This is a genomic window from Actinoplanes sichuanensis, assembly GCF_033097365.1.
GTDB classification, from domain to species: domain Bacteria; phylum Actinomycetota; class Actinomycetes; order Mycobacteriales; family Micromonosporaceae; genus Actinoplanes; species Actinoplanes sichuanensis.
In genome coordinates, this window is the sequence record NZ_AP028461.1 from 11,078,943 (window position 1) to 11,093,267 (window position 14,325).

Annotated in this window: 14 protein-coding genes and 3 tRNA genes; 6 read left to right on the forward strand and 11 right to left on the reverse strand. The window is 69.3% G+C overall.

Annotated elements, in window-relative coordinates; all coding sequences use genetic code 11:
* From Q0Z83_RS51000 to Q0Z83_RS51010, 3 genes are all read right to left on the reverse strand, one after another.
* Entirely contained in the window at nucleotides 1–2,061 is a 2,061-nt protein-coding gene (locus Q0Z83_RS51000; protein WP_317790788.1) for a methyl-accepting chemotaxis protein, read from the reverse strand.
* Nucleotides 2,062–2,130: 69 nt separating this feature from the next.
* Nucleotides 2,131–4,422 (reverse strand): putative bifunctional diguanylate cyclase/phosphodiesterase, encoded by a 2,292-nt coding sequence (locus Q0Z83_RS51005; RefSeq protein WP_317790789.1) that lies wholly within the window; start codon nucleotides 4,420–4,422, stop codon nucleotides 2,131–2,133.
* Nucleotides 4,423–4,500: 78 nt separating this feature from the next.
* Nucleotides 4,501–5,031 carry a hypothetical protein gene (locus Q0Z83_RS51010; RefSeq protein WP_317790790.1) on the reverse strand — a complete coding sequence of 177 codons (531 nt, stop codon included), beginning with the start codon at nucleotides 5,029–5,031 and terminating at the stop codon, nucleotides 4,501–4,503.
* A gap of 252 nt (nucleotides 5,032–5,283) precedes the next feature.
* Between Q0Z83_RS51010 and Q0Z83_RS51015 the strand changes: the two genes are divergently transcribed.
* The 4 genes from Q0Z83_RS51015 to Q0Z83_RS51030 all read left to right on the forward strand — a co-directional run bounded on the left by Q0Z83_RS51015 (nucleotide 5,284) and on the right by Q0Z83_RS51030 (nucleotide 5,838).
* Nucleotides 5,284–5,478, forward strand: coding sequence for a hypothetical protein (locus tag Q0Z83_RS51015; protein ID WP_317790791.1), 195 nt, complete (start codon nucleotides 5,284–5,286; stop codon nucleotides 5,476–5,478).
* A 94-nt stretch (nucleotides 5,479–5,572) separates the two neighbouring features.
* Nucleotides 5,573–5,644, forward strand: a tRNA-Gly gene (locus Q0Z83_RS51020).
* Between the two features lie 38 nt (nucleotides 5,645–5,682).
* Nucleotides 5,683–5,753: transfer RNA gene (locus Q0Z83_RS51025), tRNA-Cys, on the forward strand.
* Between the two features lie 13 nt (nucleotides 5,754–5,766).
* Nucleotides 5,767–5,838, forward strand: a tRNA-Val gene (locus Q0Z83_RS51030).
* Nucleotides 5,839–5,984: 146 nt separating this feature from the next.
* Here the strand turns inward: Q0Z83_RS51030 and Q0Z83_RS51035 are convergent.
* Nucleotides 5,985–7,058: a cellulose binding domain-containing protein gene (locus Q0Z83_RS51035; protein ID WP_317790792.1), complete on the reverse strand. Its 1,074-nt coding sequence runs from the start codon at nucleotides 7,056–7,058 to the stop codon at nucleotides 5,985–5,987.
* A gap of 5 nt (nucleotides 7,059–7,063) precedes the next feature.
* Entirely contained in the window at nucleotides 7,064–8,134 is a 1,071-nt protein-coding gene (locus tag Q0Z83_RS51040; RefSeq protein WP_317790793.1) for a M35 family metallo-endopeptidase, read from the reverse strand.
* Nucleotides 8,135–8,394: 260 nt separating this feature from the next.
* On the opposite strand from Q0Z83_RS51040, the gene ppk2 reads away from it, so the two are divergent.
* Nucleotides 8,395–9,171 carry a polyphosphate kinase 2 gene (ppk2, locus tag Q0Z83_RS51045; RefSeq protein WP_317790794.1) on the forward strand — a complete coding sequence of 259 codons (777 nt, stop codon included), beginning with the start codon at nucleotides 8,395–8,397 and terminating at the stop codon, nucleotides 9,169–9,171.
* 56 nt (nucleotides 9,172–9,227) lie between these two features.
* On the opposite strand, the gene Q0Z83_RS51050 is transcribed toward ppk2, so the two are convergent.
* The 6 genes from Q0Z83_RS51050 to Q0Z83_RS51075 form a co-directional block, all read right to left on the reverse strand.
* Nucleotides 9,228–9,674: a phospholipase gene (locus Q0Z83_RS51050; RefSeq protein WP_317797358.1), complete on the reverse strand. Its 447-nt coding sequence runs from the start codon at nucleotides 9,672–9,674 to the stop codon at nucleotides 9,228–9,230.
* A gap of 285 nt (nucleotides 9,675–9,959) precedes the next feature.
* Entirely contained in the window at nucleotides 9,960–10,409 is a 450-nt protein-coding gene (locus Q0Z83_RS51055; protein WP_317790795.1) for a SitI3 family protein, read from the reverse strand.
* 3 nt (nucleotides 10,410–10,412) lie between these two features.
* Nucleotides 10,413–10,811 (reverse strand): CdiA C-terminal domain-containing protein, encoded by a 399-nt coding sequence (locus Q0Z83_RS51060; protein ID WP_317797359.1) that lies wholly within the window; start codon nucleotides 10,809–10,811, stop codon nucleotides 10,413–10,415.
* 302 nt (nucleotides 10,812–11,113) lie between these two features.
* Nucleotides 11,114–11,806, reverse strand: a complete 693-nt coding sequence (locus Q0Z83_RS51065) for a WXG100 family type VII secretion target (RefSeq protein WP_317790796.1) — start codon at nucleotides 11,804–11,806, stop codon at nucleotides 11,114–11,116.
* A gap of 44 nt (nucleotides 11,807–11,850) precedes the next feature.
* Nucleotides 11,851–12,162 carry a hypothetical protein gene (locus tag Q0Z83_RS51070; RefSeq protein ID WP_317790797.1) on the reverse strand — a complete coding sequence of 104 codons (312 nt, stop codon included), beginning with the start codon at nucleotides 12,160–12,162 and terminating at the stop codon, nucleotides 11,851–11,853.
* Nucleotides 12,155–12,673: a YbaB/EbfC family nucleoid-associated protein gene (locus Q0Z83_RS51075; protein ID WP_317790798.1), complete on the reverse strand. Its 519-nt coding sequence runs from the start codon at nucleotides 12,671–12,673 to the stop codon at nucleotides 12,155–12,157. Before Q0Z83_RS51075 ends, Q0Z83_RS51070 begins: the two co-directional genes overlap by 8 nt.
* Nucleotides 12,674–12,961: 288 nt before the next feature.
* Here Q0Z83_RS51075 and Q0Z83_RS51080 point away from each other — a divergent pair, with 288 nt between their 5' ends.
* The gene (locus Q0Z83_RS51080) at nucleotides 12,962–14,314 is read left to right on the forward strand and encodes an FAD-dependent oxidoreductase (RefSeq protein WP_317790799.1); all 1,353 of its coding nucleotides are present in this window, start codon (nucleotides 12,962–12,964) and stop codon (nucleotides 14,312–14,314) included.
* Nucleotides 14,315–14,325: the final 11 nt, after the last annotated feature.

A 14,325-nucleotide genomic window follows, 5' to 3' on the forward strand; every position in this document is an offset into this window, starting at 1 on the left:
TCAGTCCTCAGCCGCGTTGATCAGGCGGTCCGCCAGGTCGGCCAGCCGGCTCGCCTGAGCGTCGTCCGCGATCAGGAACTGGAGGCCGATCTCCAGCCCGCCGCGGGCCTCGGCCGAGTTCACCACCCGGGCGTGCACGGTCATCGAGTCGTTGTCGCTGTGCAGGTCGACGTCGAGGTTGGTGCCTTCGACCAGGTGCTCGTTCGCCGGCAACAGGCACCGCAGCCCACCGGCGCTGATGTTGACCAGCGGGGCCTCCAGGGCCGGTTTCCCGGCCCGGCGCAGCCCCACCCTCCCGGCCGTGCTGATCCGGTCGTGCTCCCGGCGCTCCAGACGGGCCGCCAGGTCACCCATCTCCTCGACCCGGCCGAGCGTGTCGGTCATCTGGTCGGTCAGCCGGCTCATCAGGGTGGACTGGTCGGCGGCGACGGCGCGCAGCGAGACGGCGGCCTCGCTCACCGCCGAGATGCCCTCGGTCATGGTGGTGATCGTGCGGGCCATCGCGGTGGTGTCCCGCTCCAGGTCATGGATCGTCTCGATGATCTGGTCGGTCGATTCGGTGGTGTGCGTGGCCAGCTGCTTGACCTCGTCGGCGACGACCGTGAAGCCGTACCCGAGGTCACCGGCCCGGGCCGCCTCGATCGTCGCGTTCAGCGCCAGCAACCGCGTCTGCCGGGCGATGTCGGTGACCAGGGCCGCGCCGGTCGCCACCCGGCGCAGGCTCGACTCCAGCGAGGTGATCACCTGCTCGGCCTCGTGGGCCTGGCTGACGATCGCGTTGGCGGCGACGTCGGCCACGGTGATCCGCTCGTCGATCACCTCGGACGAGCCGCGGACCTCGCCGACCTTCTCGGTCACCTGACGTAGTTCCTCGGCGATCACCGTGGTCGACTCGTCGATGATCTCCTGGGTCCGGCGGCGGAACTGAGTCTCGGCCTGTCGCTGATGCATGAACCCGGCCCGCAGCTGCTGCTCCCGGGCGACCTCGGCACTGGCCAGCGCGGCCTCCTGCTCGACCAGCCGGTTCCGCGCCACGGTCAGCGCCCGCCCGATGTCGCCCATCTCGTCACGGCCCTCCGGTACCGGCCGGGGTTCCAGATCGGACGCGGCGATGGCGGTCACCGCGGCGACCGTCTGCCGCACGTCGTGGGTGGTCCGCCAGAGCACCGCCAGCGCGAACCAGAGCGCCACCAGGAAACCGCCGATCGACACGGTCAGCACCACAGCCCGTTCCACCGAGAGTGTGCCGATCCGGTCGTCCAGCAGCGCGGTCAACGCGTCGTGCAGCGGCTGCACCGCGGCCGCGGCGGCCTCGGCCACCGCGGACGGGTCGGCCGGTCCGGGAGTGCTGAGCGTCTCGGTGAGCCGGCCGCCGAGTTCGTCGATACGGTCGGCGAGTGCCCGTACCGGAGCATCGATCTTGCCGTTGAGCTGGGGATCGTCGGTGTTCGCGATCGCGGTGGCGGCGTCGTTGCGCAGTGCCGCGGCGGCACCGGACAGTCGGCCCGCCAACACCGCCTGGGCGGCCACCGCGGCCCTGGTCGTGGTCCCCGGCGGAACCGGCAGGGACGCCTGCAGCGCCGTCAGCATGGCCTGCGGCAACTGCACCACCTGGGCGTCCATCACGTAGAAGGAGTCCAGGTCCGGGTCGAGGATCAGGTTGGAGTCGTTGCCGACCGTGGCTACCAGAGCGGCCAGCGCCTCGGCGGTGGCGATCCGGGCCGCCACCGACCCGTCGCCGGTCTCCGGGACCGCCGCCACGGCGTCGGTGATCGCCAGGTCGGTGTCCTCCGCCGCGGCGCGGACGGCGGCGAGATCGGGGGTACGGCCGGCGGCGGTCTCGGTGAGCGCGGTAAGCACCGCGCGCAGGACGTCGGCGCCCTCCTCTTCGCGGCTGCTGAAGGCGATGTTCGTCGAGGTCACCGACGTGTACATGCCGGTGGCCAGGGCGCCCGGAACGAGCAGGGCCAGCACGACGACACCGAGGCGGGTCGCGGTGCGGACCCGGTCGGTGACGGCCAGGACCGGGCGCAGGAGCGGCGGTGAGGCAGTCGGCGTCATACCCCACCCTTCTTATGACCCTTTACAGGTTTTTATACGGCAGAATTGGGAACGGTGTCCCGCATTCGCTCAGGCCTCCGTGAGCGCGGGTGCCCGGTCGATCCAGGCCGTCAGGTTCGCCGGCAGGTCGGCCTTGCTGTAGAGCCACCCCTGCACCAGATCGCAGCCCTGCTCCCGCAGCCAGTCGCGCTGGGCCTCGGTCTCCACCCCCTCGGCCACCACCCGATGTCCCATGGCCCGGGTCATCGCCAGCACCGCGCGCACGATCGGCTCCTTGGCGCCGTTGTCGCCGACGCCCGAGATGAACGACCTGTCGATCTTCACGATGCCGACCGGGAGCCGGTCCAGGTAGCTCAGCGACGAGTAACCCGTGCCGAAGTCGTCGACGCACAGCGTGACACCCATCGCCTGCAGCGCGTTCAGGGTCAGCATGGCCGTCTCCAGGTCCTCCATCACACCCGACTCGGTGATCTCCAGCCACAGGGCGGACGGGGCGAGCCCGTTCTCCCGCAGCGCGTCGTCGACCAGCCGGACCAGGGAGCCGTCGCGCAGCTGGCGCACCGCGACGTTCACCGACACGTGCAGCGGGCGGGCGTCCGGCCCGCGCCGGGCGGTCCACTCGGCCAGCTGCCGGACCGACTCACGCAGCAACCACGAGCCCATCTCCTCGATCATGCCGGTCTCCTCGGCGATCGGGATGAACTGCACCGGCGACACGAAGCCCAGCTCGGGCGAGTGCCAACGCATCAGCGCCTCGAAGCCGTCCAGCTCGCCGGAGGCCAGGTCGATGATCGGCTGGAAGTGGGCGGCCAGCTCGCCGCGTCCGACCGCGCCGCGCAGCGCCTGCTCCAGCTTGACCCGGTCCTGCACCTGATCCCGCATCGAGGCGTCGAACAGGGCGTACATGTTGCGGCCGTTGCTCTTGGCCTTGTACATGGAGGTGTCCGCGTCTCGGATCAGATCGTGCGCCCGCACGTCGCCGGTGCTCTTCGCCACCCCGATCGACACCGACGTCACCACGTCTCCGATGGAGAGCGAGAACGGCCGGTTGAACTCGGCGATCAGCCGCTCGGCCAGCTGCTCGCCGAGCCGCTCGCTCGGCGGCCCGGCCAGCGCGACCACGAACTCGTCACCGCCGATCCGGCTGACCACGTCCTCCGCGCGCACCTGCTGGGTGAGCCGGGCGGCCACCGCCCGGAGCAGCTCGTCGCCGACCCGGTGGCCCCAGTTGTCGTTGATCATCTTGAACCGGTCGAGGTCCAGAAAGAGCAGGCTGATCTCCAGGCGCTCCGCGGTGGAACGCTCAGCCCACCGGGTCACCGTCTCGATCAGCAGCTCCCGGTTCGGCAGTTCGGTCAACGTGTCGTGGGTGACCCGCCGCCGGCTGATCCGCTCGGCCCGGGCCCGCGAGTCGTTCGAGCGGATCACCCGGTACAGCACGGTCAGCACGATCGACAGACAGAGCACCGCCCGAACCACGTTGCCGACCATGCTGACCGGCGGCATCAGCGCGGTCAGCCCGACCGGGAAGATCACCATCGCGCCGATCAGCACCGTCCGGCCCCGGCTCAGGACACTGGTCACGCCCTGCTGCGGCTCGGTGAGCGTACGCATCGACGGATGCAACGACGCCCCGGTCAGCAGGACGAACATCAGCAGCAGGGAGGTGTCGACCAGCCGCTGCGGGATCCCGCCGACCCCCAGCGCCTCCCGCATGCAGTAGAGCATGTCGCCGGTGAACAGCGCGCCGCACGCCAGCACCATCATCCACAGCGCCGGCTGCCGTACGCCCCGGGACAGCATCAGCCGGGCCGCCAGCACCAGGATCGTCACGTCGAACACCGGGAACATCGCGTTGACCAGGCGCGGGCCGCTCAACCCGGCGGCCATGTTGGGGGCGATCAGGAAGATCCAGGTGAGGAAGGCGATGCTGAGGCCCATCATCAGCGCGTCGATCCGCGCCGAATCGTCGTCGTCGGCCCGGCGCTGCCGCAGCATGACCATGAAACAGAGCCCGACCAGCAGGTACGCCGGAATGGTCAGCAGATCGGGCAGGAGCACCAGCGAGTCGGGCAGCCCGCCCGCCTCACGGACCACCCGCAGCAGGCTGCTGACCAGGAAGAACCACGACGCTCGGCGGACGTGCCGCCACGGCGTCTGGTCGTCCGGCCGGTTCAGGTACGGCCCTCGGTAGAGCGCGAGCATGCCCTGCGCCAGAAGCAGAGCCATGATCGGCGAGGACAACTGCTCCGGGCCGGCCAGCAGGACGGCGAGCAACGCCAGCCCGACCGCCAGGTGCAGCCGGAACTCGAGGACGGCCCGAGTGGCGGGCGCTGGGCCGGTGGCCTGGACGTGGGTCATGCCCCTCTATCGGCCGGGCCGGGACGGGTCTTATCGATCCGACCCGGCTCACCGCGGTGAGCCGGGTCATCCCGCGGATCAGGTACCGGTGCCCTCCTGGGTGGTGGTGTCCTGCTGAGTGGTGCCCTGATCGGTGGTGCCCTGATCGGTGGTGCCCTGATCGGTGCTGCCGGGCTGCTGTTGGGTGCCGGAGTCCTGCTGGCCGCCGGGCATGCCGCCACCACCCGGCATGCCGCCGCCGGGGCCGCCACCGCCGCCGAAGCCGCCGGGGCCGCCCTGCTGGCCGGTGGAGCCGTCCTGGGTGACGGCGGCCGGGGCGCCGCCGATCGCCGTCATGATCCCGGCGGTGATTCCGGAACTGGCGATCGCGGTCACCAGGACGGCGGCGATCAGGACCACCTTCGGGCTGCGCTTCGGGCGGCTCGGCGCGGGCGGCGGGGTCTCCCACGAGGCGGTCGGCGGGCCGGCCGGCGGAGGCGGCCCGGCCGGAGCCGCCGCCTCGGCCTTCTCCGGGGCGGTGATCATCTCGGTGGCCGTGGTGGGCTCGTCGGCGCCGGCGGCCCACGGGTCGCGCGGGACGTTGGTGGTCAGCTGGTCGTTCACTGTCATCGGATGCTCCTCGGGAGGTCGGCGAAGACCATCGTGCGGAGCCGGTTTGTGGGGACTCTGTGCGCCGAGCAGGAAAGCTCTGTCAACCCGGAGTGGTCGGGATGCTGCTGATCGTGGCCACCACCCGGTCCGGGTCGCCGGCGTCCGGCTGACGTTCCGCTGCCGGATCGGATGGATCTCGTCCGACCGGTGGCCGGTATTGCGGAAACCGGGTGACGTGCGAGATTGTCGCGCGTGTTCGAGGAGGCCCCCATGGAAGAAGCATTCGCGGCGTACACCGCCGGCCACAACGACGGCAGCGCCGGTGTCCGCGACGGGATACAGGCGAACCATCCGGAGACCGGAACCGACTACCGGGTCGGGGTCGTCGACGGCAGCGTGGCCGCGTTCCAGGCCGAGCTGGTCGCCGAGGTGCGCCGGCTGCTGGACTCGCCGGAGGGGGTTTGACCTGCGGCGCGACGGATAAAGCGGGGGGTGCTTTGGCATCCGGTCCCGGCCTCGGCTAAGGTTTCTTCCGTCGCCAGGGAAACCTGGGGGTCAAGCGGAAGTGGCGCAGTGGTAGCGCATCACCTTGCCAAGGTGAGGGTCGCGGGTTCGAATCCCGTCTTCCGCTCGGAGAGGGCTGTTGCTGATCCTTGCATCGGCCGCCTCGGTGGAGTGGCCGAGAGGCGAGGCAACGGCCTGCAAAGCCGTGTACACGGGTTCAAATCCCGTCTCCACCTCGCTTTGTTATGCGGGCGATTGGCGCAGCGGGAGCGCGCTTCCTTGACACGGAAGAGGTCACTGGTTCGATCCCAGTATCGCCCACTTCGCATTACGGTCATCGGCGGATAGCCGCCTGGAAACCGGATTCGACTTTGAAAAGGGTTCCGAGCCTTCCGGTTCGGAACCCTTTTCGTTGGATGCCCCTGCTGATCAGCACTCTCCGCGCATCTTCGTCGTCGGTCCTTCGATCAGCTCGTGCTCAGGGTGCAGGTCACCGTCGGGTTCGGGTTGACGCCCGTCGACGTGGCGAGGAAACCGAAGGACGCGGTGGCCCCGGCGGCGAGCCGGCCGTTCCAGTCGACGTTGCGGGCGGTCACCGTGGCGCCGGACTGGCTGACCGTGGCGTTCCACGCCTGACCGACGGTCTGACCGTTGGCGTAGGTGAACGTCGCGGTCCAGCCGGTGGACGCCGCCGAGGAGCCGTTGCTGACGGTCACCTCACCCTGGAACCCACCCGACCACTGCGAGGTCACCCGGTACACCGCCGTGCAGGCGCCGGTCGGCGGAGGCGACGTGGGATCCGTGGTCGGCGGCGTGCTCGGTGGGGTCGTGGTGCCGCCGAGCACGCCCGCCAGCACCGGATACCAGGCGTCGGCCATCTTCCGGAAACCGTTGTCGTTCGGGTGGACGCCGTCGACGTTGTCGGCGACCGCGTCGTATCCGGTCCACAGGTCGGCCAGGACGATCGGTGACTGGGACGTGCTCAAGCCGGCCGCCCAGGAGGGCGGCGCCCGGTTGAACGCCGCCACGTCGGCCGGGCAGGTGGCGCAGGCGGCCGCGCTCATCGGGATGATCTGCGCGACGATGATCTTCATGGCCGGGTTCTGGGCGCGCATCTGACCGACCAGCTTGGTGAAGGCGGTCAGTTTGTCGGACAGCGGGATGTATCCACCCCACATGTCGTTGGTGCCCAGGTGCATCAGGACGACATCCGGTCGGGCGGCGGTCAGCCACGGAGGCAGCTGGTTGTTCGCGGCTATCCCGGTGGCCGAGAAGCCGCCGTGGCCCTCGTGGTCGAAGTCGTACGAATAACCGGGGTTGCAGCCTCCGCCGTCGGACTGGGTGCCGACGAAATCGACGTCGGTGTGGCCGGTGGTCTGCAGGCTGTGCCAGAGCTTGGCCCGCCAGCAGCCCGGCCCGGCGGTGATCGAGTCACCGAGCGCCATGATCCGGACCGTAGCGGCGGCGTGCACGACGGGCGCCACAGCGACCACGGCGACCACGGCCAGTAGGGCGGCGAGCAGGAATCTCCGCTTCCTCATGATCATCAGAGGCTCTCGGCGAAGTGCTCGATGTTGTCCGCGTTGTCGACCGCCCGGTTCGGGTCGGTCCGGGCCAGCTGCTGACCCTCGGCCAGGCCGTAGACGTGGTCGTCGGCACCGCCGTTGACGTTGAAGTGGCTCGACTCGTGGATGAGCGTCCCGGCCTTCGAGTCCCAGCCGGTGGCGGCGGCCGGCCAGTAGCCGCGGCCGAGGTAGATCACGTAGTGCTCGGCCTGGTAGACGTACGCCATGTAAGGGCTGGCGGCGTCACAGATCAGATCCACCGTCTTGCTGGTCAGCTGGCTGGTGATCGCGGCGAACGTGGTGGTCGCTCGATTGAACCGGGCCGAGCTGTACGCGCCGAACCAGGTCAGGTAGTTGCCGCCGCCGGCGGTGTGGCCGGCCAGCCAGGACTGGGCGCGCGTGGAGTAGGTGTAGGCGTTGCTGATCGCCGTCCGCAGTTGGGTCTGCTCGCTCGACGAGCAGTTGGCGAACCGGAGCGTGACCGCGGCCACGCCGACCCGCTGTGTGCTGATGGTCGGCGCCCCGACGGTGGTCCGCGGTGATCCGGCCGAGCCGCGGACGCCGGCACTCGTCCGTACCACACCCCGGCCCGCGGTGAGCCGTACCGGGCCGTCGTCGCCGCGGATCCGGGTCGAGGTCAGGGCGACGAGGTAGGTCCCGGCCCGGGAGAGGTCGTAGTCGTCGGCCAGTCGCATGTCCACGGTGTAGGCGCCGCCGGCCGGGATGCGGGTGTACGCGGTCTCCTCCGGCGCGGCGAGCTTGGCCCGCTTGCCGCGGTACTCGACGGGCGTACCGTCGTGGGTCACCGAGAGGATCTCGCCGATCTGGTGTGCCCGGGGCAGGTCGAGGGAGCGCACGTCGATCGGTGTCGAGGAGTTGTTCCGTGCGGTGAAGCGCATGGTCAGCGCGGTGTCGGTGGCCGCGACGACCTGGTAGGTCGTGGTCAGGGCGGGCGGACCGGCCGGGGCCGCGAGGCCTCCGGCGGGGATCAGTCCGGGTACGGCGATTCCGGCGAGCACTGCCGCCCAGAATCCGCGTCGGGACATGTGCATGTGAGACCTCTTTCGCCGGCGATTTCGGGGATCGCCGTGGGGACGCCAGGGGGATGGCGGCGGGAAACGCATATCAACATGCATCAATTAAACGAGTCAACGGTCACCTCATCACGCTGGGGTGAGGTGCGCGCGGCCGGAGCCGGGCCAGACTGCGGGGATCGCGGATGCCGTAGCACCGCCCGAGGCCAGAACGCGGAGACGACGCCATGTCCAAGAAAGCGAAACACCATGCCGGCGACGACGGATCGAAAGTCCGGATGAAACGGCAGGTGTACGAGGACGAGATGCGACGTCTGCACGGAGAGCTGGTGGCGATGCAGGAGTGGGTGAAGGCCACCGGCGCGAAGATCTGTGTCGTCTTCGAAGGCCGGGACACCGCCGGCAAAGGCGGCACCATCAAACGGATCACCGAGCGGGTCAGCCCGCGCGTATTCCGGGTGGTCGCGCTGCCCACGCCCACCGAGCGGGAGAAGAGCCAGATGTACGCCCAGCGGTACATGGCGCACTATCCGGCGGCCGGCGAAGTAGTGATCTTCGACCGGTCCTGGTACAACCGGGCCGGCGTGGAACACGTGATGGGTTTCTGCCGACCGGAGGAGACCGAACGGTTCCTGGAAACGGTTCCCGCCTGGGAGAAGGCGATGACCGACTCCGGGATCCTGCTGCTCAAATACTGGCTCGAGGTCAGCCCCGACGAGCAGACCCGGCGACTCCAGAGCCGCATCGACGATCCGCGCAAAGTCTGGAAACTCACCGATATGGACCTCAAGTCGTACAGCCATTGGTACGACTATTCGCGGGCGCGGGACGCGATGCTCGCCGCCACCGACACCGCGTGGGCGCCGTGGTTCATCGCCGGCGCCGACGACAAGAAACGCGCCCGGCTCAACATCATCACGCATCTGTTGAGCCAGGTTCCGTACGAGCCGCTCAAACCCCGGACCATCAACCTGCCGAAACGGCAGGGACCGAAGGGCTACCGCGAGCCGGATCTGCCTCTGCGCCGCATTCCGACACCATTCGGAGAGCTTTGATCGTACGGTCGGACGGCGGCCGTTCCGATGCGGGCGACCGCCGTCCGTTCCGTGGGTCAGAGCAGTTCGGCGGCCCGGTCCACGTCGGACTCGTCCACGGAAGCGAGCGAGCCGAAGATCGAGACCGCCTGGTAGTACGTCCAGGCCAGGCTGAGGCAAGCCGGGCGGACCACCGCCGAATAGCCGGCGCACTTACGTTTCAGGTCGGCGTAGAAGGCCGTGTCGACGAGATTCTTGTTCGCGTCGGTGAACGCGCCGGCCGCCTTGTAGTTGCGGTAGCCGAAATCATGCCGGTGACAGGACAGTGTGAAATCGAAGCCGAGCGGACGGTCCGGGCTGGCCGAACAGAAGTCGGTGCTCCAGTCGAACGCATAGGCGGCCCAGTCGCCCTGATGCGTCCGGGCATTGTTCCAGGCGTTGTAGGACGAGGCGGACGTCTGGGTGAACGAGCTGAGCACCGCCATCTTCTCGGCGGTCGTGGCGGCGCGGGCCGGTCCCGCCATGCCGAGGACGACGGCGAGCGAGACGATCGCGGCCAGAATGACCCGGATCGGTCGAACATGGACGGGGGAGTGGTGAGCGGCGGTAGTCGCAACCGGTGGTGTCGCGGACATCGGGGCTCCTTCGAACGGCCCGCCCGGAGGGGCGGGCTGCCGGTGGGCGCCCGGGCTACCGATCGGTAACCCGAACGATCACTAAGTCTGGAGCCTGAAACCGGGCACAAGCCCAGCAAGAGATTGCCGTTTCCCGTCCCCCGCGCAAACAGGCGCTACCCCGTGATCTTGCAGTCAGCCGGGGATGATCTCGTTCGCTGTCGGATATGCGGACCACCAGCGTTCGCGGTTGTGCTTCGCGATCTTGCGGTCGAACCGGGCGAGCAGCAGCAGGTCGCCGTTGATCACCAGTGTTGCGTCCTCGTGCCCTGAATCCAGCAATCCGCGGACGATGTTGATCATGTTGGCTACTGCCCGCTGCTGATCGATCGGTCCGTCGAGGTTGAAGGCCAGTGAGACGAGGGGATCCGGCTCCCATTCGAACATGCCGTCATCCGACCTGGCGTCGACATATCCGTGACGATCCGCCCATAGCGAAATGTCGAGGCCGAGGGTTTCATAGAGATCAATCGCAAGCAGCGAGCCGGTGCCCGGTGTCCATTCCAGATGCTCCGGCAGGCTGCGTGCCGCGATTCGGGCGGCGGGCGCGTTGGTCGCCAGGGTGAGTGTGTAATCAAGCGACATGTTTCACTCTCGATCGCTCGGTCGGGGAAGGTCGATCTGGATGATCTCGCCTTGCTGTGTGATGACTTTGACCTCTTTGATGCCGTCGATGGGCCAGTCGTCGAACTGGCGCTGAAGGTCTCTCACATCGCCTCGCCAGTCCTCCAGATTCACCACGACACGTTGTGTCTGCTCCCTGACGATCTTGTTCTTGGTCTCGGTCCAGATGCCGCGTAGCCCCTTGTCGGGTTCCGTCGGCGAGTAGCAGTCGAACACACGGCCCTCGATCAGGAAGTCCGGGTTCTTTCTGGGTAAGCCGGTATCCCCGGTGTTGGCGCGTGCCTCCGCGACCTCCGCGCGCGTGGGGTTCTGATGAATGTTGTATCCCGAATCGGCCAGCATGGCGGCCGCCGAGTTCTCCATCTCATCGGAGCGCTGGACCGTGATGTCCGGTCCGTAGCGGACTTCCGTCAGCGGGCCGGTAGGCGTGCCGCCAGGGGTGCCCGCCCGGTGGGTGCGTAAGTGGTCGGGCTGGCCGCGGGCTATGTCGAAGGGGGTGGCGGCGGGGCCGTTGCCGGCTCGGCCCTGTTGGGCGGTGGCCATCGCGGCGGCCTCGTTCGAGCGGACGCCTCCGCCGCCCGAGGCTCCGCCGTGGGGGCGTGGGGTGCCGTCCGGGCCGTTCGGGGTGTCGCCGCCGCTGTTGCCTCTCGGTCTCGGGGTCATCGTCAGCCGTTTAGGAGGCGGGTCAGGTTGGTCAGGCTGGTGATCAGAGCGCTCGTGTAGGACGCGATCCGGCCGGCCCACTTCGCGACCGCGGAGGCTATCTGGGCGGCCACCACCGGGATGGTGACGACCAGCAGGGCCTCGCCCGCCCAGACGATCACCCGGGCGATCAGGTCGGCGATCAGGTCACGGACCAGATCCCGGGTGAACGTCACCAGGTTGCCGGCCGCCTGTGTGGCCGACGACATGGTGGCGGCCAGGATGCCCAGACCGTCCAGGACGTCGACGTTGTTGGCCATCAGGCTCTGGTAGGTGGCGGCCGCCTCGCCCTGCCAGTCGGGTAGGCCGGTGGACAGGCAGCCCTGCAGGTCGGCGGCCATCTCGTGGAATTCGCCGGCCATGTTCTGCCAGGTGGTGGCGTGGGCGGCGACCAGGTCGGGCAGACCGGCGAGTCGGTCGAGGATCTCGCGTAGCGGTGCGAAGTGTTCCATCGCCCAGCCGAGGCCGTTGGCGAGCAGCGCGCTGAACGGGTCGATGACCGTGGCCAGCGTCTCGGCCGCGAAGGCACCGCCGGCCAGCGCCCGGTCGGCCCAGCCGCCGCCGTCGACGGCTTGGAGGGCACCCTGAAAGCTCTCCGCCAGAGACAGCCCGGTCGTGCCGGTCGTGGTGGAGGTGGTTGCGGCCACGAGAGTCATCGGTCAGCCTGTCGAGCGGCGTCGGTGGGAGTCATCGGCGGGCCTCAGAGGTTTCCGGCCCGGCGGATGCGGTCCGCGGCGGCCTCGTCGGTGGCGGCATAGTCCTGACCGGTACGGATCAGGGCCTCCTCGGCTCGGCGGAGGTTCTCCTCGACGTACGAATGAATGGTCTTCTGCGCCTCGTGCCGTTCCTGGAGGATTCCGGACATCCAGCCGCACAGTAGGCCGTAGGCCGCGTCGTTGCGGGTGATGGCCGCGCTCGCGGCCGAGATCGCGGCGAACCGGTCGCGGACCGCCGCGATCTTCGCCGCGTGCTCGCGGATCTGTTCCACATCCGCGGAGAAACCGTCAGCCACGGCCACCCTCCCCGCGTCCACGATCGGAGGCCGGAAGGGGGCCGGCGGCGGACGGGCCGGCGGCGGACGGCCCCGCGAAAGGCGCGGCGGCCGACGAGCCGGCGGCGGAGGGCGCGGCGAGGCCGGAGGCCGGGACGGGTGGAGCCGCGGCGCGGGCGTCGATCTGGGCGGTGATGGCGCGGGCGGCCGGCGAATCCGGCCCGAGCGTCTCGGTGACGATGGCGCGGGACTGCTCGGCGGCGGTCTGCCGGGCGGCGGCCGAAGCGGTCAGGACGGCGCGGGCGACGGCGTCGGGTGGGACCCGGTGGATGCGGTCGGTGAATCGGATGTCGAGGAGGGCGCCGGTGGAGTCGACGGTGACCTCGGTGAGGTCGTTCGAGTCGCGGGCGGTGGCGCGGACCGCGGCGATCCGGTCGGCGGCATCGCGGGCGTTCGCGGCGTTGCGGTCGATCCGTTCCTGCCAGTCGCGCAGATAGGCCAGGGACGCGTCGGGGTCCAGCAGTTCGTCCATCGTCTCCCCGTGGTGAGATCTCCGGCGGATGCACCGAAACGGCGGCAAGTCTAGCAAGACCGAACGCCCGTTCCTGCTGGTCGGGACGCCGGGCGCGGGGGAGACCGGTTACACAGAAATTGCTGTTTCCCCTGGTCAGAGGCGTGCGTAAGGGTGTCCTAAGTCCGTTTTGGGGGCTTTGTGGATCGGGGTCGCTTTGATCTGAACCTAGGTTGAGGTTTTACAGTCGCTCCAGCCTGCCGTCGATCTTGGCTGACGGAATCGAAGCGCGCGAGTTAGGAAGCGACCATGAACCGCCCCCTGCGAGTTGCCGTCATCGGAGCCGGCCCGGCCGGCATCTACGCCGCCGACCATCTGATCAAGGCATCGGAGACGGTCACCGTCGACATCTTCGACAAGCTGCCCACCCCTTACGGCCTGATCCGGTACGGCGTGGCGCCCGACCACCCGCGGATCAAGGAGATCGTCAACGCTCTCTTCCGGATCCTGGACAACCCGCGTATCCGGTTCATCGGGAACGTCTCCTACGGCATCGACGTGAAGCCGGAGGAGCTGAACCGCTTCTACGATGCCACGGTGATCTCCACCGGCGCCGAGAAGGACCGCTCGCTGGACATCCCGGGCATCGACCTGCAGGGCAGTTTCGGTGGCGCCGACTTCGCCTCCTGGTTCAACGGCCACCCGGACGTGCCGCGCGACTGGCCCCTCGAAGCCCGCGAGGTCGCCGTCATCGGCGCCGGCAACGTGGCCATCGACGTCGCCCGGATCCTCGCCAAGACCGCCGACGAGCTGCTGGTCACCGAGATCCCGGACAACGTGTACCAGGCGCTCAAGTCGAGCCCGGTCACCGACGTGCACCTGTTCTCCCGGCGCGGCCCGGGTCAGGTCAAGTTCACCCCGCAGGAGCTGCGCGAGCTGGACCACTCGCCGAACGTCGAGGTGATCGTCCACCCGGAGGGCATCGAGTTCGACGAGGCGAGCCTGGAGGCGATGCGCCAGACCCGACACATCAAGATGTGTGTCGACATCCTGCAGAACTGGGCGGTCCGTGACCCGCGGGACCGGCCGCGCCGCCTGCACCTGTACTTCCTGCAGGCGCCGGTCGAGGTGCTCGGCGAGGACGGCAAGGTCGTCGGCCTGCGCACCGAGACCCAGGAGCTCACCGGCGACGGCTGGGTGCGGGGCACCGGCGAGTTCACCGACTGGGACGTGCAGGCCGTCTACCGGGCCGTCGGCTACCTCAGCAGCGCGCTGCCGGACCTGCCGTTCGACACCAAGACCGGCACCATCCCGCACGCCGCGGGCCGGGTCATCGACCTGGACGGCGAGCACGTTCCGGGCACCTACGTGGCCGGCTGGATCAAGCGTGGCCCGGTCGGCCTGATCGGCCACACCAAGGGCTGCTCCGGTGAGACGGTCGCCAGCCTCCTCGCGGACCAGGCGGAGGGCCGGCTGCCGGAGGCGCCCGAGGGTGACCCGGCCGCCCCGATCGCGTACCTGGAGCAGCGCGGCCTGCCGATCACCACCTGGGCCGGCTGGCAGCTGCTGGACGCCTTCGAGATCGCGCTCGGCGAGCCGCACGGCCGCAAGCGGATCAAGGTCGTCGACCGCGACGAGATGACCGCCATCTCCCGCGGCTGATCCACCCACCC